The organism is Microvirga sp. 2MCAF38, from assembly GCF_052115485.1.
Classification (GTDB): Bacteria; Pseudomonadota; Alphaproteobacteria; order Rhizobiales; family Beijerinckiaceae; genus Microvirga.
Genome location: NZ_JBFRGU010000003.1, coordinates 416,821 through 436,292 on the forward strand (window position 1 = coordinate 416,821; position 19,472 = coordinate 436,292).

Annotated in this window: 21 protein-coding genes and 1 tRNA gene; 12 read left to right on the forward strand and 10 right to left on the reverse strand. The window is 57.5% G+C overall.

Annotated elements, in window-relative coordinates:
• Positions 1-258: 258 nt before the first annotated feature.
• Positions 259-825, forward strand: a complete 567-nt coding sequence (locus AB4072_RS08770) for a recombinase family protein (protein WP_441967177.1) — start codon at positions 259-261, stop codon at positions 823-825.
• On the forward strand, positions 822-1,028 hold the full coding sequence (locus AB4072_RS08775) for a hypothetical protein (protein ID WP_441967179.1): 207 nt from the start codon (positions 822-824) through the stop codon (positions 1,026-1,028). The genes AB4072_RS08770 and AB4072_RS08775 overlap by 4 nt, the downstream gene beginning before the upstream one ends.
• Here the strand turns inward: AB4072_RS08775 and AB4072_RS08780 are convergent.
• Positions 1,009-2,331, reverse strand: coding sequence for a hypothetical protein (locus tag AB4072_RS08780; protein ID WP_441967181.1), 1,323 nt, complete (start codon positions 2,329-2,331; stop codon positions 1,009-1,011). The genes AB4072_RS08775 and AB4072_RS08780 overlap by 20 nt on opposite strands.
• A 436-nt stretch (positions 2,332-2,767) precedes the next feature.
• Here AB4072_RS08780 and AB4072_RS08785 point away from each other — a divergent pair, with 436 nt between their 5' ends.
• The 3 genes from AB4072_RS08785 (at position 2,768) to AB4072_RS08795 (ending at position 6,437) form a co-directional block, all read left to right on the forward strand.
• Positions 2,768-3,064: a hypothetical protein gene (locus tag AB4072_RS08785; protein WP_441967183.1), complete on the forward strand. Its 297-nt coding sequence runs from the start codon at positions 2,768-2,770 to the stop codon at positions 3,062-3,064.
• 449 nt (positions 3,065-3,513) lie between these two features.
• Entirely contained in the window at positions 3,514-5,157 is a 1,644-nt protein-coding gene (locus tag AB4072_RS08790; protein WP_441967185.1) for a hypothetical protein, read from the forward strand.
• A 128-nt stretch (positions 5,158-5,285) separates the two neighbouring features.
• On the forward strand, positions 5,286-6,437 hold the full coding sequence (locus AB4072_RS08795) for a hypothetical protein (RefSeq protein ID WP_441967187.1): 1,152 nt from the start codon (positions 5,286-5,288) through the stop codon (positions 6,435-6,437).
• On the opposite strand, the gene AB4072_RS08800 is transcribed toward AB4072_RS08795, so the two are convergent.
• The 5 genes from AB4072_RS08800 to AB4072_RS08820 form a co-directional block, all read right to left on the reverse strand.
• Positions 6,438-7,937, reverse strand: a complete 1,500-nt coding sequence (locus tag AB4072_RS08800; RefSeq protein ID WP_441967189.1) for a DNA cytosine methyltransferase — start codon at positions 7,935-7,937, stop codon at positions 6,438-6,440.
• A gap of 1 nt (position 7,938) precedes the next feature.
• On the reverse strand, positions 7,939-8,358 hold the full coding sequence (locus AB4072_RS08805) for a very short patch repair endonuclease (RefSeq protein WP_441967191.1): 420 nt from the start codon (positions 8,356-8,358) through the stop codon (positions 7,939-7,941).
• A 251-nt stretch (positions 8,359-8,609) separates the two neighbouring features.
• A tRNA-Leu gene (locus tag AB4072_RS08810) sits at positions 8,610-8,695 on the reverse strand.
• 107 nt (positions 8,696-8,802) lie between these two features.
• Positions 8,803-9,990: an FAD-dependent oxidoreductase gene (locus AB4072_RS08815; protein WP_441967193.1), complete on the reverse strand. Its 1,188-nt coding sequence runs from the start codon at positions 9,988-9,990 to the stop codon at positions 8,803-8,805.
• 1 nt (position 9,991) lies between these two features.
• A complete protein-coding gene (locus AB4072_RS08820) occupies positions 9,992-10,252 on the reverse strand; it encodes a zinc-finger domain-containing protein (RefSeq protein WP_441967194.1) in 261 nt (86 codons plus the stop codon).
• Positions 10,253-10,530: 278 nt separating this feature from the next.
• Between AB4072_RS08820 and AB4072_RS08825 the strand changes: the two genes are divergently transcribed.
• Positions 10,531-11,295 carry an alpha/beta fold hydrolase gene (locus AB4072_RS08825; RefSeq protein WP_441967196.1) on the forward strand — a complete coding sequence of 255 codons (765 nt, stop codon included), beginning with the start codon at positions 10,531-10,533 and terminating at the stop codon, positions 11,293-11,295.
• A gap of 184 nt (positions 11,296-11,479) precedes the next feature.
• Complete coding sequence (locus AB4072_RS08830) at positions 11,480-12,010, forward strand: class I SAM-dependent methyltransferase (protein WP_441967198.1); 531 nt, start codon at positions 11,480-11,482, stop codon at positions 12,008-12,010.
• Here AB4072_RS08830 and AB4072_RS08835 read toward each other — a convergent pair.
• The gene (locus AB4072_RS08835; protein WP_441967200.1) at positions 11,997-12,797 is read right to left on the reverse strand and encodes an enoyl-CoA hydratase; all 801 of its coding nucleotides are present in this window, start codon (positions 12,795-12,797) and stop codon (positions 11,997-11,999) included. The genes AB4072_RS08830 and AB4072_RS08835 overlap by 14 nt on opposite strands.
• An 82-nt stretch (positions 12,798-12,879) precedes the next feature.
• On the opposite strand from AB4072_RS08835, the gene cysE reads away from it, so the two are divergent.
• The 3 genes from cysE to AB4072_RS08850 all read left to right on the forward strand — a co-directional run bounded on the left by cysE (position 12,880) and on the right by AB4072_RS08850 (position 14,654).
• Positions 12,880-13,713, forward strand: coding sequence for a serine O-acetyltransferase (gene cysE, locus AB4072_RS08840; RefSeq protein ID WP_441967201.1), 834 nt, complete (start codon positions 12,880-12,882; stop codon positions 13,711-13,713).
• Positions 13,714-13,788: 75 nt separating this feature from the next.
• Positions 13,789-14,001 carry a DUF3126 family protein gene (locus AB4072_RS08845; protein ID WP_441967203.1) on the forward strand — a complete coding sequence of 71 codons (213 nt, stop codon included), beginning with the start codon at positions 13,789-13,791 and terminating at the stop codon, positions 13,999-14,001.
• Positions 14,002-14,123: 122 nt separating this feature from the next.
• The gene (locus AB4072_RS08850) at positions 14,124-14,654 is read left to right on the forward strand and encodes a gamma carbonic anhydrase family protein (RefSeq protein WP_441967204.1); all 531 of its coding nucleotides are present in this window, start codon (positions 14,124-14,126) and stop codon (positions 14,652-14,654) included.
• Positions 14,655-14,724: 70 nt separating this feature from the next.
• On the opposite strand, the gene AB4072_RS08855 is transcribed toward AB4072_RS08850, so the two are convergent.
• Positions 14,725-15,402 carry a transglutaminase-like cysteine peptidase gene (locus AB4072_RS08855; protein ID WP_441967206.1) on the reverse strand — a complete coding sequence of 226 codons (678 nt, stop codon included), beginning with the start codon at positions 15,400-15,402 and terminating at the stop codon, positions 14,725-14,727.
• A 310-nt stretch (positions 15,403-15,712) separates the two neighbouring features.
• On the opposite strand from AB4072_RS08855, the gene AB4072_RS08860 reads away from it, so the two are divergent.
• Entirely contained in the window at positions 15,713-16,525 is an 813-nt protein-coding gene (locus AB4072_RS08860; RefSeq protein ID WP_441967208.1) for a rhomboid family intramembrane serine protease, read from the forward strand.
• 147 nt (positions 16,526-16,672) lie between these two features.
• Positions 16,673-17,104 (forward strand): CBS domain-containing protein, encoded by a 432-nt coding sequence (locus tag AB4072_RS08865; RefSeq protein ID WP_441967210.1) that lies wholly within the window; start codon positions 16,673-16,675, stop codon positions 17,102-17,104.
• Between the two features lie 88 nt (positions 17,105-17,192).
• Here the strand turns inward: AB4072_RS08865 and AB4072_RS08870 are convergent, their stop codons facing one another.
• On the reverse strand, positions 17,193-18,197 hold the full coding sequence (locus AB4072_RS08870; protein ID WP_441967212.1) for a patatin-like phospholipase family protein: 1,005 nt from the start codon (positions 18,195-18,197) through the stop codon (positions 17,193-17,195).
• Between the two features lie 95 nt (positions 18,198-18,292).
• Positions 18,293-19,438, reverse strand: a complete 1,146-nt coding sequence (locus AB4072_RS08875; protein ID WP_441967213.1) for an MFS transporter — start codon at positions 19,436-19,438, stop codon at positions 18,293-18,295.
• Positions 19,439-19,472: the final 34 nt, after the last annotated feature.

Here is a 19,472-nt window from a genome sequence, read left to right on the forward strand (position 1 = left end):
CTAACTTTAACTGTCAACTGCGGATGAGGGTGAAAATGAGGTTTAAAGCGGTTGAGCTTAGATTCGAATTTCTACCTGGAAGAAAGAACTGATTGAAACAGGCCGCTTCGTAGCATGTCCGCTCTAGCTGTCTTGCTTGGGTAAAGCCTGACGATCCACCATCATGAGACAGCTTGAGTGTCTTATTTGGATTGAATTGTGATTTATGAGACGGTAGAAGGGAACGGTCTAAACCTAAACGAGACAGATGGAGGGATCGTGGGCAAGGTTCTTGGGTACGGTCGAATTAGTTCAAGTGATGGGCAGGATGTCGCCTCCCAAAAGGCGGCCTTGGAGCAGCATGGAGCGGTGGTGGTTTTTTCGGAAACCGGCAATGGGTCTAAGCTCGATGGCCGGGATCAACTGGAAGCCGCTATCCGTCTCCTGGAAAAAGGGGATACCTTGCTGGCCCTGCACCCAGACCGAGTTGCCAGAGATACGGGCGATCTTCTCACGGTCGCCAAGCGCGTTGTCGAGAAAGGTGCGGTACTCCGCATCGTTGATCCAGCAATCATCTTTGATGGCACTGACATCATGGCTGAGATGATGCTGACGCTCTTTGGCCTTGTGGGTTCCCTTGAAAAGTATTTTCTGAAGGCCAGACAGCGCCGGGGCATTGAGGCCGCGAAAGTCAAGGGAATTTATAAGGGCAGACCGGCCTCTATCGACCCTGTCAAAGTGCGTGAACTTCGGAATCAGGGCCTTGGGGCCTCTGCGATTGCTAGGCGGCTTCAGATTGGAAGAGCCAGTGTCTATCGAACCCTCAAAGAGGAGGCAGGAGCGTGATGCTCTCGAACGAAGAACAGATCGACAGCAACCGTTTTGCGCTGCCGCCAGCTACATTACCTGCTGTAGCTGCTTGGCTAAACGAAGCCATGCTCGCCGGAAGCTTTACTATACGAGAGGACGCCTCGGTGGAGTTCGAGCATCTGAGTGACGAGGTGCTTTTTATGCTGGCCTGGGGCGCGGTTAGAGCCAAGCCAACATGAGCATCATTCGCTCTGTGTCGTCGCGAGGACAGATGACGCAATAATGCTTAGAGCCAACAGCGTGATGATCAAGTTTCACGCCGTGTTCAGCACACCAGTCCAGAAGTTCGTTGGCATTGGCCGTAAAGGGCTTCTGGCTGTCATCCCCCCTTAACCATGAAAGTGGTGTTATAAGGGCCAGCGAAAGCCCAGCCAGGGGTATATCTATCAGTAAGTCCCTCTCAGGGTAGGAACTGAGCAGGTTCAGAATTGCACTCATGCTCGACTGATCTGCGCGCGGATATCCATTATCCGTTGAGACGCGGAAGTCTGAATGTCTCGGATGCGGTCTTGCTGCTTGCGGATTTTCTCCGCTCGTTTTTGCGATTGTTCCGGCGTCAGGGGCTTGTTGGCTGAGGCTTCGAGCAGCCGGTCCTCTTTCATCTTCTGGATCAGGAGCCGCAGTGAGGCAATCAAGCTCTCCAGGTTCTTCAGAGTGGTAGAAGCGTTTGTAAGCTGCTCTATTCTCATTTGTAATATCTCTTTCAATGTCTATGAAGCTTTTCTCTGTCTGATCTAAAGCCTTTAACTGCAATCTACTCTCGACTGGCTCAACGTCTTGCGTGGAAAGGGTTTCGGCGTTTTGTAAGGGACACCGGGCAGCACGCGAAACGACTGATGATACGAGCATGTTTTGCAGCCCAATTCTGCCGATCAGCCGCTGCATCCATGCTTTCCACTCAAGTCCATAAGTGGCGAAGAACTTCGTTCGTTTACCCTCCCAAGCCTGAGAGTGCTGAAATCGCAACTTTGTGCAGTAGCCTGCTATACGCTCAAGATTCTCTGCGACCGTACCCTCGCGCCAGATCAGGTCTGAGCGCACTCGACGTGGCCCAGGCCATTGTTCTCGCATGTCGCGGACGAAGTGCTCGGGGCTTAAGTGTCCCCGGCAGTCCACGACAAAATGCGTGTGAATCACGATTACCCGCTCATCGTGCGTAAGAGTTCGAGGGTCTACTCCGGCGAGGGTGCCGACGAGGTCCTGTTTTGTGTCGCTGCCCAGAAGCTTCCAGTGAACGAGATCGATCTCGACGGTTCCGCACCATCGCGTTCCTCGTTTGAGGAAGCCCGATCTCTGCGCACAGGCTCGCAAATCTCTCCGCAGGTCCTCAATGATACTGATGATTTCCAGAGCGGGATCGTCATGAAGTTTGACGACGCGGCAGGCCATAATCAGAGTTATGAAACGTACTCGCTCCCACGGAGCGCGCGACATTGTCAGGATGCCTGCTGTCGCAGCCTCCCGGAAGGCTCCAATTTGCATGGCAATTCACCATGCAACGCGATGAAGCCATTCGTTGAGACTCTGCCGCGTCTCAAGTGTATCCGGGCTGTAGTGTTCGATTTTACAGTATGTCGCCAACGGCTGGTGCAACGTGCCATCGGCTGCCCATACGGCTCGGATAACCACAGTCCAGTCAGAAGATGAGATCGTGACACGCCAAGACGAACAGTTTTCCGGTACACCTGAGCGATTTCCGATCCTCACTGCATCCACGGCTAAGTCATTGATATGCCAATTGTTATCAGGGCTTCTCTCCCCGAAATCTGCTGGTTGAGGCGATAAATATCGACTGAGAAGGCGTTGGACTGCTAATGTATTTGCGTAGTGAAAAGAGTCAAATTTGTTCATAATGCTAGGTATTGATGTGCAATAAAAGGGTTTTGGATATGCTATTTATTGTACGAGTTTGTGTTATATGATCGCAATAAATTTAGACGAATCTTATAGAAAACTACGAGAGCTTGGCTTGGTTTGTAGCCGACGTGAGTTTTCACGAAATCTACTCGACAAGGAGGTAGGCTATCTCTCTGCTGCCATTTTTCGTGACAGTCTTGGCACGCGTGGTGGACTGCGGGTTATGAAGCGGCTGAAAGAGCGGCTTGATGAAGTCGCAATGCGGATGCCACAGAGCCTGCGTGGAGAGATCGCAGAAGTTGCTGGTCGGCTAGATGAGAGTATGCGGGTGGCTCAGATTCTGGCGCAGGGGCGCTGATCGCTTTGGAGCGGGAAAGTTAGTTTCGTGAAGCTCATGTCACACAGAAACTAACTTTGTGACTTTCGATCTCAGACGAAACCAATGAGCCTGATTGATTTCGTTGCTCGAATTTTGTGTCTCTTTTTCAATACGTTAGCCAGTCCGCTGGAATTGCTGCTACGCTGGGCTTCGGGCTTCAGTATCGCCCCTTCAGCATACAGCAGTGCCAAGCCTGATAGCTGCTAAACTCAGTTTCCGCGCTGAAACGTGGCTTTGATGCCACACCTGAGTGCCGTCCTGAAGAAACTGACTTTTCCCCAGGCGGCCTATCAGAAGTTGATAACCAGTGCGCCGAGGTCGCTTTCAGGGCGAAAATCGCGTTTCTTCATCCGCAGGTTAGTCGGGCCTGACTTGTGGATGCTGTCAGCGCATACCGCATGCTCCCTTCAAGATGCTGGAGGCATACTTTGTCTGTTGTAGCTGCCAAGAAAGAACTTCTCCGCTTTCTCGCCACTTCGACACCGGAGGTTCTCGCTTTGCGGGGGCGCTGGGGCGTAGGCAAAACCTTCACCTGGAACAGAGTTCTCAAGGAAGCAAAGAAGGATGGTGCTATTGCTATCGAAACCTACGCCTATGTGTCCCTGTTCGGGCTCGAAACGCTCGATCAGGTGCGAACTGCCACATTCGAGAATTCAATTCCTCGGGACGAGATTGGTGCCCCAGCGAGCACCGAGACATTCCTGAAGAAACACTCCGGAATCCTGGAAAAAATCCCGGCACTCAAGAACTTGTCTGGCGGCATTCAGGCTCTGGGAGCGCTTAGCATTTCGAATACTATCATATGTATCGATGACTTCGAGCGGCGAGGAAGCAAGCTCAGGCCGGATGATATTATGGGCCTCATCTCTCAATTCAAGGAGCAGAGGAACTGCAAGATTATTATCATCCTGAATGAAGACGAGCTTAAAGATGAGGAACGGAAGGCATTTCGCAGACATCATGACAAGGTCATCGACCGATCCGTCGATTTTGCACCAACACCCGTCGAAGCTGCTGGAATTGCCCTCAAAAAGGAGGTGCGCTACTCCGACCTGCTCAATCAAAGCTGTATTGATCTTGGCATCGACAACATACGGGTCCTTCGCAAGATCAACCGATTTATGCAGGAGGTTGACCCCCTGATCGCCGGGTTTCACGAAGAAGTGCTGAAGCAGGTAGCCAAGACAGTGCCCCTTCTTGTCCTAGGTGATCTCACCGGAGAACCTTCCATCGAATTTCTGAAAAGCCGGAAACAGGACCTCCTGAACCAAGGCCGAGAGAGACCCGAACAACCCGAGGAGGAGCGACGGTGGAGCGCTCTACTGGACGGGTATAATTTTTCTCATCTGGATGAACTCGATTTAGCGCTCCTGGAAGGAGTGCAGCGTGGCTACTTTGATGAGGACAAGCTAAAGCTAGCCGCCAGCGACCTGGAGAAGCAGAGCAGCAGCCGTGAGGCCCATCAAGCCTTTGAAAGTGCTTGGGAGCTTTATCATGGTTCTTTCGATGACAATCGGGATGAATTCGTTTCCGCGCTGGAAGCAAATTTTCAGAATGCGATTCCATTTCTCACGCCGCGCAATCTCAATTCAACAGTGAAGGTCCTGAAAAAGCTGGGATGCCGAGATAAGGCGTTGGATATGCTGGGTCTCTATGTAGCCAAGCGCGTCGAGGAGATAGATTTCTTCGACCTTAATGATGATGCACTCCTTGATGCCGAGCTAGACGATCCAGACGTACGACAAGCGTTTCAGGAAAAGATCACATCTTTCGTCGATGAACGTGACCCTAGGGCCATCCTGATCGCCATCGGGCGGAATCGGGGTTGGGACCCCAAGGATATCGACCTGATCGCGTCGCTTTCTATCGAGGAGTTCAAGCAGATGTTCAAAGCCACGAAAGGCTCCGATCTGAAGAGGATTGTGAAAACCTGCCTGGACTTCGGAAGAATCGTGGATGCTGATAACAAGATGAAGGAAATACACAAAAAAGCGACGGATGCTCTTCGCGAGATAGGCACCGAAAGCCCATTGAATGCGCTCAGGGTTGGCAAATGGGGGGTAGTGGTGTGAGGTGGGTTAACGGGGAATCGGTTACGGTGTGGCGGACGAACGCGGGAAGCTGCTTGAATGCGGCCTCGCAGGCTCAAGGTCAGCCTTACCCGGAAAGCTAGAGGTCCCACCCTTAAAGAGGTTTACACGTGCAATTCGCGGTCAAGAAACTGACGATGTCCGATCTGACGTTCTTTGAGTACCAGTTTCGGCGCTTTCAGAACGAGGCTCGGGCCATCGGTGAACAGGGCAGCAAACAAAAGGCCATAAACCTCAACGCTGATGTCTTCGTGGACATGATTTTCCCCCTTGCGAGGGGTAATGGCGAGAAGCGGCGATTCAACCTCCCGGTCGCAATCTATGGACCGGGATTGAGGCGGCAGCCCCAGGTGTTGACCCGTAAGGTCATATCCGCAGGAGGGGGCGGGAAGAACTGGCGCTTGAACGGCGAACTGGTCCCGGACCCAGAATTCGATCCAACCCGCTACCATGATCTGAAACCGGGCGACCTCGCCCTGTTCGGACTTGAAGGAGATGGAATCCCCACAGGGATGTCACTTGTCTTGGTATCCCATACCAACGCAGACGACGCATCTATCTATTCCGCGCTTATGAACCATCTTGGAAACCGCAAGATGGACGTGATCGACGCTGAGATTCTTGCTTCGGTAGTGGCCGCTTCGGCTCTCGACCATCCCATACGCGAGCTTCTCGATAGCGATCTGGACGATGCCCTCGAAGAGGCTGCCCTAGGATCAGCAGAAGGTCAGCGTCGCCTCCGCTCCCGTGGATCGCCTAGGAGGATGTCGGCAGAAGCGCTTCAGGAGGCTCGGGCGCGGGCTGAGGCAATTGGCCGGGCTGGCGAGGTTCTGATGGACGCGTGGCTGCGCGAGCAGGTCAAGAACGGGAAACTCAACTCTTCGACGTGGATATCTGAATCCAATGCTGTCAATGCCTGGGATTTCGATGCCGAGGAAACTGATGGAACGCTGACAAGATTGGAAGTCAAATCTACCGGAAAAGGTTTCGATCATCCCTTGCACATTTCTCATGCCGAGATCGAAAGTGCCGCCGATCCGGCAGCGCCAAGGACTGATCTTTATAGGGTATATGGGCTGTCGAACGGAACGGCTTCCTTACGTATAGCCAGGGACATCCGGGAATTTGCCAGGACCATACTGTCTGCTGTTGCCGGTCTGGGAAATGGGATCACTCCCGATAGCTACAGTATCGCCCCTGAACGCATTGGCGACTGGTCCCCGCCGGTTACCATCAGCATCCCCGATGATGAGGAAGAGTAATCACTCCGCTGCGACTACCGTACCAGCAAGCATGCGCCCCGAAATTGCTCTGTCCAGCGCAATCTTGATCTGAGCGGCGAGCCGCTCTGCCATCAATGGAGGAACGGCATTTCCGATTTGCCTGTAGGCTGGGTTCATAGTGCCGCAGAAGACAAACCCATCTGGGAAGCTCTGAAGCCTTGCAGCCTCCCGAACGCTGATTACACGTGCCTGCTTGCTGTCATAGTGGATATGCGAGTACGTGTCCTTGCCAATGTGAGCCAGGAGAGTGCGTGAGGGGAAGTCCGGTCGAAGTTTCCACCAACGGTTCGGGAAACTCCCTACAGGATAGGGAGGCACCATCGCTCTATAGAGCCGCTGCTTCTCCGCACCAGAGACTCGCTTTCCTGATTTCTCCAGAGAGCGGATGTGTTGTTCCCAGAGTCGTACTGCGGTCACGTGTGCGATTGGGTATTCGGCACCATTGGGCATCTCCCGGAAGATTGCCGCATCTCTTGGCAGGTAGCGAATTACATGGTCCCTGAGCCCATCCTCCGGAGCTTCGAAATCTCGCCAATTGCGCATCCGTCGCGCATATTCCGGCAGTTTCTTTCGCGAGGGATACGGCACCGGTTGGTCGAAGCGGCGTGCGCCACGACGCAACTTGCCTTCCAGGTGGAGTGTGATCGGAGGAAGGTCGCCAAGAGCTTCCTCGCAAGTCACGGGGGCATCCATGTCAGGGTTCCCGTGATCTGCTTCCACGAAGTGGCCTTCAGCAAAAAGGTCTACAAGTTTCAGTGCTACCGACCGGGTTCCGTTGTATCCAGGCGGTAGGGTCATGTGGCGTGAAGCCTTGGGGAACTCGATTGAGGTCCCGAGGTCCTTATGGACAGCCATCAGAAAAACCCGGTCGCGCATCTGTGGCACGCCATGAAAGGCCGTGTTGATCAGGCTATAGCGGGCAACATAGCCGAGGTCTGTCAGGACTTCGGCAATCTCACCCATGACATTATGGCCTCCATAGTTGAGAACGTCAGGGACATTCTCAACAAGGATGGCAAGAGGCTTCGTAGCCTTCACATAGTGGATATACCGAAGGTAGAGATTTCCGCGCGGGTCTACCTTGAAGGCAGATGGATGGTCGGCCACATCCCGGAGTTTGGCCCGGCCAACACGAGCATACGCTTGGCATGGAGGACCTCCGACGATCACGTCGAACGCTTCATCTACAGGACCGAGGCCAAGCTCAGCGGTGATTTCCTCTGGCTCCATAGCGGTGATATCGCGCGGCTTGGCGTGCCGCTCGAATGCATCCGAAGCAAGCCCCTTATGGAAGTTCATGGCATGGGTACGAGCCGCGATCTCATCGATTTCGACCGCAGCATCAATTCGGAACCCGGCAGCCTGAAACCCTAGCGAGATACCACCGCATCCGGCGAATAGGTCCAGGACGCGCGGCTGGCCGCCAGACATCAGTCTTGCCAGCTTCTGCGCAATGATGTTGCCCTTGACCTGTCGCACGCTACTGTCCACCCACTCGAAGAAATCCTTCTACACGCTGTCGGAGCACCTTAGCGTCTGCTGTTTCGCACTCCCAGATGGTCAGGACATCCCATCCACTGTTTTGAAGGGCCATGTCATTGCGCCTGTCACGCTCGACATTCGAGGCGAACTTCCGCTCCCAGAAATCGATTCTGCTTTTGGGCATGTAGGCGAAACGACATCCAGGATGTCGATGCCAGAAACAGCCCCGCACCTCGATGATCTTCTTTCGGCCTTTCATGACAATATCAGGACGCCCAGGCAGGTCCCTTACGTGGAGTCGGTACCCTATACCAAGCTCCCGCAACAAGCGCCTCACGACAAGCTCCGGTTTTGTGTTGCGCCCTCGAATAGCGCTCATCATCCGGCTGCGAGTGGCAGGGGGCACAATGTCGATCATGTTTTGACGAACCGGCGGCAAGAGATTGGGCGGCTTGGGATGTAAAATCCTGAAGTGATCACGGTTCCTCGATTGTTCGAACTAGGAGTGGCTGGTGAGGCTTCAGGCAAACATTCCAGGAACTCTTATATGGCAGATCGCCACCAAATTGGCACTGATTTCGCCACATGGTGGCAAGAAACGACATGATATATGCCACTTGGCATATATGTGGCAGAAGAAAAAGCCCCTGAAGTGCAGGGGCTTAGGCATGGTGCGGACGGCGGGGGTCGAACCCGCACGGGCATAGCCCGAGGGATTTTAAGTCCCTTGCGTCTACCAGTTTCGCCACGTCCGCGTTGTGGAGTCGGGAGGGATCGATTTTCCCGCTCGGAGTAGGAAATGCTCTACTGAGGTGACGGTTAGCGGGCTGCGTGGAGGAGCGCAAGTCGCTCGCCCGAGAAGTCAGTGTGCGATCTTGAAATCGTAGAGCCAGGAATAGCGCTCGGTCATTCCTTGCGGGCCGAGACGCTGCATGACGCGGTCGCGCCCAAACGCGACGATAGCTCCGGCGTGATAGATTCGACCGTTTGTGCGCGCCTCGTCCTGAACACGCCGGGCGCGACCGACGCGCAGGCTTTCATAGGTGGCGAAGGCTTGGCGGATCTTTGCGGGATCGTCCGGCATCAGCGCGGCAAGGGTCGCAGCATCCTCGATGGCGAGCGCGGCGCCTTGGGCGAGGAACGGCAGCACTGGATGCGCGGCGTCCCCGATCAGGGCGATGCGGTTTTGCGCCATGCTTTCCGCCGGAAGATCGAAGAGCGACCACAGGAGCCACTTATCGACCTTGGCGAGAAGCTGGTTGAGAACGGGAGCGACGTGGGCGTAGTGGTCGAGCAGAGTCTTGCTGTCTCCTGGGGCCGACCAGCCCTCGACAGGCTCTTTGCGCCGTTCGATAGCGACGATGTTGAGCAGGCGGCCATTCGCGATGGGATAGTGAACCACATGCCCCTTGGGGCCAAGCCACAGGCCGGTTTCGTTTCGTGCGAGTTCAGCGGGCACCTGTCCGCGCTCAAGCGTCGCCCGCCACGCCACCGCGCTTCGGAAGGAGGGCAGGGGACGCGTACCGAGAGCCTGCCGGACCTTCGACCACACGCCATCCGCGCCGATCACCGCGTCGGCCGTCAGGGTTTCGCGGTGGCCGTTTTCGGTGGCAAGCGTGAGTTCGGTGCGCTCCGGTCCGTTCTCGATGTTCTCGACCTTGCGGCCCATGATGAGCCGGATCGTTGGCTCGGAGCGGACGGCATCGAGTAGCAGGGTCTGCAGATCGGCACGATGTACCACCCAATAGGGCGCGCCGAAGCGCTCTCTCATGAAAGGGCCGAGCGCCACTTCGCCGATGGTTTTGGACGTGCGGAGGGCGCGCACCACGACCCGCTCAGGCTCACCCACGACGCGTTGGAGTGCGTGACCGAGGCCGAGGCCGATCAGGATGCGGCTGGCGTTGGGGGAGAGTTGCAGGCCCGCACCGACTTCGCTGAAACCTGTGCGACGCTCGATCAGTGTCACCGTGTGACCCTGACGGGCGAGCGCGAGAGCCGTCGTCAGGCCGCCAATTCCGGCGCCGACGACGGCGAAGGACAAGCCGGTCACGTCAGCGCGCGGTCGTCTCGGTGAGGTCTTCCTCCCAGACGCATTCCGCCGGGCGTGCCTCGTTCGACTTCAGGGACGGGTCGTATTTGTAAAGAGTCGAGCAATAGGAACAGATGATCTCGTCATCGGATCCCATGTCGAGGAAGATATGAGGGTGGTCGAGCGGCGGGGTCGCTCCGATGCACATGAACTCCTTCGCTCCGATGTGAATCGTGGAGACGCCGGGGTCGTTGTGGAAGTGAGGAGTACCTTTGTCGGCCATGTTGGTGCCCTGAAATGGGGTTTTGCCTGAAGTGCGGATTTGGCGCGCACCATAATGTTTGATCTGTCATGCGCCTAGAGCATTTTCAGCAAAAGTGCGCCTTCGTTTTTGCGGAGGAAAATGCGTCGGTTCAAGAGGGTAGGCCATTTTCTGTCGATTCAGATTCATGGGAAGGTGCTGTTGTCCGCCCATTTGCACCGAATCCGATCAATGGCTTAGAGCATAGCCTTCAGAAATGGATTCTGGTTTTCGAAACTCGAACCGAGCGTTGCCAACCCATGCTGTTCTTCAATTCCAACGGTGTCCGCATCGCCTATGTGGACGCCCCTCCCGAAGAGGGTCATGGCGACCCGATTCTTCTGATTCACGGCTTTGCCTCCAACTATGCCGTGAACTGGCTGAACACGCTGTGGTTCAAGACGTTGAACAAGGCGGGTTTCAGGGTCATCGCGCTCGACAACCGAGGCCATGGGGAGAGCGAAAAGCTCTATGATCCCAAGGACTACGAGTCCTTTATCATGGCGGAGGATGCGCGCCGCCTGCTGGACCATCTGAACATCGAGAAAGCGGATGTGATGGGCTATTCCATGGGCGCACGGATCACCGCTCATCTCGCTATCGCGGCCCCTGAGCGCATGCGTTCCGCTCTACTCGGTGGGCTCGGCATTCATCTGGTCGAAGGCGTCGGCCTGCCGCTCGGGATCGCCGATGCCATGGAAGCGCCGTCTCTCGACGATCTGACGGATCCCATGCAGCGCATGTTCCGCGCCTTTGCGGAGCAGACCAAGAGCGATCTCAGGGCGCTTGCCGCCTGCATTCGTGGATCGCGTCAGGTGCTCACCCGCGAGCAGGTCGCCGCCATCGACGTGCCGACCCTCGTGTCCGTGGGAACCGCCGATCATGTGGCGGGCTCCGGCCCGGAGCTCGCCCGGCTGATACCGAATGCCAGGGCGCTCGATATCCCTGGCCGGGACCACAATCTCGCGGTGGGTGACCGGGTGCATAAACAGGGAGTTTTGGAGTTCCTCGCCACCCGGCCGTGAGTTCATTTTTATCCGACGACGTCGGATAAAGACGAGTCTCTGGAATCGGTTAGCGCTGGGTGCTGATGTTCATGTTCCACATGAGCTTAACCCTTGAGATGCTTCAGCATTTGATTCAAGAGACGCGACCTAGGTCATTGATTTGAGATTCGATTTTCCCAGATGCATTACGCAGGGGAAGTCGATGACACGTCTGGATAGCGTCATTCGTCGTTTGACCGCCCAGCGCAATCTTTTGAATTGGGCCGTCAATGAAATCGAGCCGACGGGGCTGATCCTCGAACTCGGCCTCGGCAACGGACGGACATACGATCACCTGCGGAGCCGGCTGCCCGATCGGGAGATCTATGCGTTCGAGCGGTCACTTGCGGCCCATCCCGACAGTTGCCCGGCGGAAGACTATCTCATCATGGGCGATATCTTCGAGACGCTACCCCTCTTCGCGGAGCGGATGGGGCTTGGCTGTGCCGCTCTCATCCACGCCGATATCGGCTCGGGCGACGAGGTGCTGAACCGGCAGCTCGCCAAGCGCATGGCGCCGCTGATCGAACCGCTTCTCGAGCCGGGTGGCCTTTTCCTCGCGGATCGGGCGTTCGATCTGCCACGCTGCACGAATCTGTCGACCCGTGTCGGGGTCGCCGAGGGGCGCTATTTCGTCTATCGCCGGGCCGTGAAGGCGGAGCCTGTCGCGCACCGTCCGTCTATCGCCCGATGAAAACCGGCCGACGCTTTTCCAGGAAAGCGCGTCGGCCCTCCCCATAATCGGCGCTGTCGAAACAGGCGTCAGCCAGGGCTTGCGGGTCGATCCCCTGCCTTCCTAAGCCGCAGGAAGCGTCGATTGCTGCCTTGGCGGCGGCGATCGTCATAGGCGCATTCTCGGCAATCGTGCGGGCAAGGGAGAGAGTCGTTTCTTCCAGTGCCTCCTCGGGCACGATGGTCTGGATCAGGCCGAGCTGTTTGGCCTCCTGCGCATCGATCCTGCGCGCGGTGAAGAACAGGTCCTTCGCGACGGCCGGGCCGACGGAGGCTGTCAACAGCCGCATGGCGCTCGGCGGATAGCCGACGCCGAGACGCGCCGCTGGGATGCCGAACACTGCGTTATCCCCCGCGATCCGCAGGTCGCACGCCACCGCGAGCCCACACCCGGCTCCGAGGCAATGGCCCCGGATCATGGCGATGACGGGCTTCGCGCAATGGGCGACAGCCCAGAAGGCCGTCTCGTTGGCCCGCTCGTAGTCACGGCTACCGGCGGCGGTGCCCCGGATGCTTTCGAATTCGGCAATGTCCGCCCCTGCGGCAAAGGCGCCCGTTCCGGCGCCGCGCAGGATGATTACACGCACCCGTTCATCGTCATCGAGCGCCGTCACGATGACGGGCAGGGCCTGCCACATGGCAAAATTGAGCGCGTTGCGCCGTGCCGGATTGTCGATGGCGATAGACGCGATGGAATCCTCCACGGTCACGGTGAGATGCGGGGAGGGGGAAGAAAATGAAGCGTGCATGATCTATTGGGGCTAAAGAAGGGGACACCGGAAGACTATCTATGCTAATCCCGCCACCCGTCGCCTTGGCAAGGAGTTGATTATGACGACCCATCAGCGCCTGAAGTCGGGAACCGTCGAGCCGCTCGCCGGAACGGTCGATCCCCTATGGGACCGTATGCTGCGAGAGGCGGAAGACGCGGCCCGACGTGAGCCGGTCCTTGCGGGTTTCATGCTCAGCTCGGTGATCCATCAGGCGAGTCTCGAAGCGGCGGTCAGTCATCGCGTTGCGGCGCGTCTTGCACACCCCTCCGTGCCGGCCGATTTGATCGAACAGATATTCCACGAGGCTATTCAAGCCGAGCCCTCTATCACTGAGGCCTTCCGCGCCGATATCCGCGCCGTGATGGATCGCGATCCGGCTTGCGAGCGGACCATCGAGCCTGTGCTGTATTTCAAGGGTTTCCATGCCATCCAGGCGCATCGTCTCGCCCATTGGCTCTGGAGCGTGGGGCGGCGCGACTTCGCACTCTACCTTCAGAGCGTGTCGTCCGAGGTGTTCCAGACGGACATTCATCCTGCCGCCACCATGGGCCGGGGCATCTTCCTCGACCATGCGACCGGTCTTGTCGTCGGTTCGACGGCCGTGATCGAAGACGACGTGTCCATGCTTCAGGACGTGACGCTCGGCGGCACGGGCAAGGAGCGCGGGGACCGTCATCCGAAGATCAGGAAGGGCGTTCTCATCGGCGCAGGCGCAAAGATCCTCGGCAATATCGAGGTCGGACACTGCGCCCGCATCGCGGCCGGGTCGGTCGTGTTGCAACCTGTGCCGCACAATGCCACGGTTGCCGGTGTTCCGGCCAAGGTGGTCGGCACCGCGGGCTGCGCGGAGCCGGCGCGTGCGATGGATCATTTCCTGTCGGAAGGGATTTGACGCCTCCGACGCGCTTGCCCCGCTCTTTCCGTCGTGGCAAGTGCAGCGTTCATCAATTTCATGAAAGGATTCATCGTGGATAAGACCGAGATGGCGAAGGTCGAGCGTTACCTTCGCCAGACTTTTGCAAATGCCTCCATCCGTGTCGTCGGCCGCCCGAAGAAGACCGATTCCGCGGAGGTCTATGTCGGCGAAGAATTTTTGGGTGTGCTCTTCCTCGATGACGAGGATGGCGACCGCTCCTATAACTTCACCATGGCGATCCTCGATACGGATCTCGAAGACTAGAACTCGATCGTGTCTCTTTGAAACACGATCAAGTTCTCCAATTCCTTGTTGCCGCATGATCCGGGCGAGCAACCGGTTCCACTTGTTCTGATCATGCTCTAACTCTCCGCAAGGCCCGATCCATGCCGCTCTATCGTCTCGATGACGTCGAACCCGTCGTGCCCGAGGCTGGGCGCTTTTGGATCGCCCCGGATGCGCATGTGATTGGACGCGTCCGACTGGGAGTCGATGTCGGCATCTGGTTCGGCGCCGTCCTGCGTGGCGACAACGAACTCATCGATGTCGGAGAGGCGACCAATATTCAGGAGGGCGCGCTGCTCCACACGGATCTCGGCGCGCCTCTCAGCATCGGTGCAGGTTGCACCATCGGCCATCGCGCCATTCTGCACGGCTGCACCATCGGCGAAAATTCGCTCATCGGCATGGGAGCGACCGTGCTGAACCACGCCCGGATTGGAAAAAACAGCCTCGTCGGTGCGAGCGCGCTCGTGACCGAGGGCAAGGAATTTCCGGACAATTCGCTGATCGTGGGCTCGCCTGCACGAGCGATCAAGGTACTCGACGAGACTGCTATCGCGCGGCTCAAGGAAGCGGCGAGGAACTATGTCGAGAACTGGAAGAGGTTCGCGAAGGGGCTGACCCGGATCGACTGATCCGGGTCGCACATTTTAGAGCATGATCGGAACCGGTTGTTCGCCCGGATCATGCGGCAATAAGCAAGTTCTAGCGGTTCGCGGTGGTCGTCGGCGAGGCTGTGATACCGCCGAGGGAAACCCAGGCCACGGCGTCCTGGCTTTCACGCTTCACGTAGACGTAGCCGGTCTGATCCCACGACAGGACGTTCGAGTGCTTGTTGTCGAGCACGTAGTCGCCGCGATCGGTGCGAACAACGAGAACCGCATGGCCTTCGCCGAGTTCGTCGATCACCACTGTCATGAGCATGGCGCGGCGCGGAACACCTAGCTCGACCAGCTTCTTGCGCTTCAGGAGTTGGTAGTCCTCGCAATCGCCCTTGCCATCGGTGGGTATATCCCAATGGTCCACGACGCCCCAATGATCCTGATCGGTCACGGGGGTGATTTCATTGTTCACGCGCTTGTTGATGGAAACGATAGTGTTCCAGATCTGTGCGGTGAGCTTAATGGTGCGTGGTTCTGAGGAATTGACGGCGCACTCGGAAGGGTTGCTCTGGCAGAATTCCTGCCATCCGAGGATCGGCTTGGAGCCGCCGCCTTTTTGAATTGGAAGCGGCGATGCCGACAGAGAGGCAAAGTTTTGCGCTTCAGCTGCCCCACCGATAAGAAAAGCAATCCCAAGAAGAGCCGCACACACGGCCTTGGTACCCAAAAGGCCGGTCCTGCGACCGCCCAGCTTGAAGCCACTGAAAAAAATGTGAGACATGCCCCGCACAGCCCGTTAAAGTTCTTTTAACCAAGCTGACACGGCTTAACTGATGGCTCAACAAGAAAGTTAAGGGTGAGTTAACGCGTCGCGGGCAGGTTTGTTCCGGGTATGGTTAATAAATTCTTAAGCCAAGCTATAAAGCACGGGCAATAAGGGCTTTCGTTACTTGGTTTTTCACCTTGGCAGATGCGGAATGTGACGCAATTGCCAAGCTAACTCGATTGGGATCTTAGTCCTTTGAAGAGTTTTTTCTGAAAATACATAAAGATGTCGTTGGGTTAGTATCGCGCCCTAACATCCGGTTCCCATGCCCTCATCTCTTCCTTCCCGCGCCACGCGCGAGCCCATTTTTCAGCTTCCGACCGTCGTGCTCGTGAGCATCGCCGTTCTCATCGGCATTCACGCACTTCGCACCTTCGTTCTGTCGGAAGAGGTGGACTTCGAATGGCTGATTGCCTTCGCCGTGGTTCCGGCGCGTTGGGCGGTCGCCTATGGTGGGGTCAATGCGCAGGATATCATTTCATCGCTTCAGGGGAACGGTGACATGGAAACCCTGCCGCTCGCCCTTGCCCAATATGTGCTGAGCGATGAGGGCGGAAAGCCCTGGACCGGGCTGACCTACGCGTTGCTGCACGGATCCTGGACCCATGTGCTCCTGAACTGCGTCTGGCTTGCGGCATTCGGAACGCCCCTTGCGCGACGTTTCGGACCGGCACGCTTTCTTGCCCTTGCCGCCGTGACGGCCTTTGTCGGGGCGGTTCTTTATGTGCTCATGCATGCTTGGCAGGTCTTGCCCCTCATTGGTGCATCCGGCGCGGTGTCCGGCATGATGGGCGCTGCGGCGTGGTTCATGTTCGCGCCTCCGAGTTTCAACGCGGAAGGCCGTATGAACGAACCTCACGAACGCCATCGTGAAACTCTGCGAGGCCTTATCGCGAACCGACAGGTGATGCTGTTCCTCGTCATCTGGATCGTGATCAACTATTTCTCGGATGCCTTTGCACGGCCGCTCGGCGTCACGGATGTCAGCATTGCGTGGGAAGCTCATCTGGGTGGATTTTTCGCCGGATTGGCGCTCTTTCCGATCATCGATCCGTTAAGGCCGCGTCATCATCCCTAATCCGCTTGAAAAAAAGATCGAGAAAGCCGAGAATCTAGTGATTGACGCTGGGTTTCGAGTTTTCCGGCGCTTTGGAAAGATCGAGGCTCCAGCCATTCTCGGAGGCGGAGGGAACGGCCTTCGCTTCCGGTTACGCGGAGGCGCCCCATGTCTGTCGACCACATCCTTCTGAACAAGGGACGAAACGTCGTCACGATCGACCCGACGAAGACCCTCGCTCAGGCGGCTGAGCTTCTCTCGAACTGGAAAATCGGCGCGGTGATCGTTGCCGACGGGCAGGAGCCGGTCGCCGGCATCATTTCCGAGCGCGATATCGTCCGCGCCATCGCCGACAAAGGCGCGGGCGCATTGACCGATCCGGTGTCCCAACACATGACCCGCGGGGTGGTCACCTGCACGAAGCGAGCCGACATCCCGCTCATCATGGAGATCATGACCACGAGCAAAATCCGGCATGTGCCGGTGGTCGAGGAGGGCGCTCTCATCGGTATTGTGTCGATCGGCGACGTGGTGAAGCACCGTCTCGCTGAAATCGAGGCGGAGACCAAGGCGATCAAGGAATATATCGCAAGCGCCTGATCGCACTCGCTCCCCCAGAGGCGACCTAGATTCCTTATTGCCGCGTGATCCAGGTGAACAACCGGTTTCCACTTGTTCTGATCATGCTCTATGACTTCGCCGCTTCCTGAAGCAACTCTGTGATATCCGGCAAGGCGCGTTCCGCGGCTTGCCGTCCGAGCGTGATGCATTCCTGAGCGCGGTGGAACTCGAACAATCCCATTTTCGCAAGCTTCGGCGCAATCATGACGTCGGGAGGATCGCCGGCGAGGCGCGAGCGTGCGATGCGGTCCTGCGTGATGTTGAAGGCATCGACCATCACCGAGGCGATGCCCGGCGCATTGGGGCGCCGATTTTTCGGAGCCTTTGGCGCGGAAAAGATGCCCCAACGTCGCGGCTCCTCCATGTGCTCCTCGATATCCTGCTCGTCCGTGTGGGTGCTGTCGTAGGATTGAATGACGGTGCCGCGTACGCGCACTTCGCCGTTCAGGTTCACACAGATGACGATATCGGCACCGAGCGCGCGTGCGGCCGTGATCGGAATCGGGTTCACGAGCGCACCATCCATCAGCCATCGGCCGCCGATGGAAACTGGATCGAAGATGCCGGGGAGGGCATAGGAAGCGCGCATGGCCTGGACAAGTTGCCCCCTTGTCAGCCAGACCTCGTGGCCTGTCGCAAGCTCGGTCGCGATCGTGCAGAATTTCATGGGGAGCGTTTCGACACGCTGATCGGTGAGGTTCTCTTCGAGGAGACGCTGCAATCGCCCGCCCGCGATCAGGCCTGAGCCCGAAATATGAAAATCCAGCAATCCCATGACTCGCCGCTTCGTCAAGGAGAGAGCGAACGCCTCGATTTCGTCGAGTCTGCCCGCAGCAAAACAGCCGCCGACGACCGCCCCGATGGAGCATCCGGCAATCACATCGGGAATGATACCGGCTTCGGCGAGAACGCGAACGACGCCAATATGCGACCAGCCCCGGGCGGCACCGCCGCCGAGCGCCAGGCCTATCTTCACCTTCGGTTTTGCTTCGCGCTCGACTGGCGCGTGCATTTCGGCTTCCCCGCCGCCTTCAGGCCCGACACTTCGTCGGGCAATGCCATCCCAGAACATAGAGCAGCTCCTAGGTTGAAGCCATCTTTGGCACCTCCTGATGAAGGGCTCATGAATAACGCATGAGAAGCTTAGGTGGTCAGAGGGGTGCGGATTTATGTCAAAGAGGGGCTCAATGCCCGACGAGACATCAGCACGATAACGAGCGCGCAGACGACCAGGCCGATCAACGTCGCGCGCAGGCCGAGATGATCGCCGCCGAAGCCGATGATAGGGGGCCCCATCAACAGGCCGCCATAGCCGAGGGTCGCCACCATGGCGACGCCCATCCCAGCCGGGACGCCGTTGACCTCCGCTGCGCTGCTGAAGAGGACCGGCACAGCGTTGGAAAGCCCGAAACCAACGATCGCGAAGCCAGCCATTGCTGCGATAGGCGTCGGCACTCCGATGGCCAGCGTCAAACCGATACCGGCGAGAAGGCCGCCGAGGCGCAAGGTTGGACCGCGGCCGAGACGGCTCACGACGAAATCACCCATGAAGCGACAGATCGTCATGGTCAACGAAAAGGCGGCAAAGCCCATCACGGCGGTTTCAAGCTCTGCACCGGCGACAGTGCGGAGATAAATGGCCGTCCAGTCGACCATCGCGCCTTCCACGACCATGCACAGCATGGCGAGCACCGCGATACCCATCAGCGCTCCGCGCGGCCAGGCGAAGCCGTGACCTTCGGCCGTTTCCGTCTCGTCCTTCATCATGAAAAACGAAGAGAAGAAGAAGAGCAGGCCCATCACGGCGCAGGACATGAGCAGCGTTGCGGCAATATCGAAGCCCGCTTTAATAAGAGCAGCAGAGATTGCTGCCCCAGCGAGGCCGCCAAGGCTGAAGAAGGCGTGGAAGGAGGACATGATCGGTGTCTTCCAAGCCTTCTCGACAACCGTGGCATTGGTGTTCATCGAGACGTCCATCGAGCCGTTGAACGCGCCAGCCACGAGCGATGCCGCAATGAGGAGCGGAAGGCTCGGCGCGATGCCCGGGAGAAACAGCGTGATAGCGAAGCCGAAGCCGGTCACGATGGTGATCGTTCGGCTCGGGACGCGGGTCGAGATCCACCCGACGACGGGCATGAGGGTGATCGCACCAAGCCCGAAAGCGAGAAGTGCGAGGCTGAGCTCTCCGTCAGACAGGCCGAGCGCCGCCTTGAAGCGCGGCAATTGTGCCGCCCAGGTTCCGATTCCGAAGCCGTTACCGAAGAAGATCGTGCTGGTGGCGATGCGGGCGAGAAGGACGTGATTGTGTCTCATGAGTGCGCAGTAACGTTTCCTGTCAGGCTTTTCA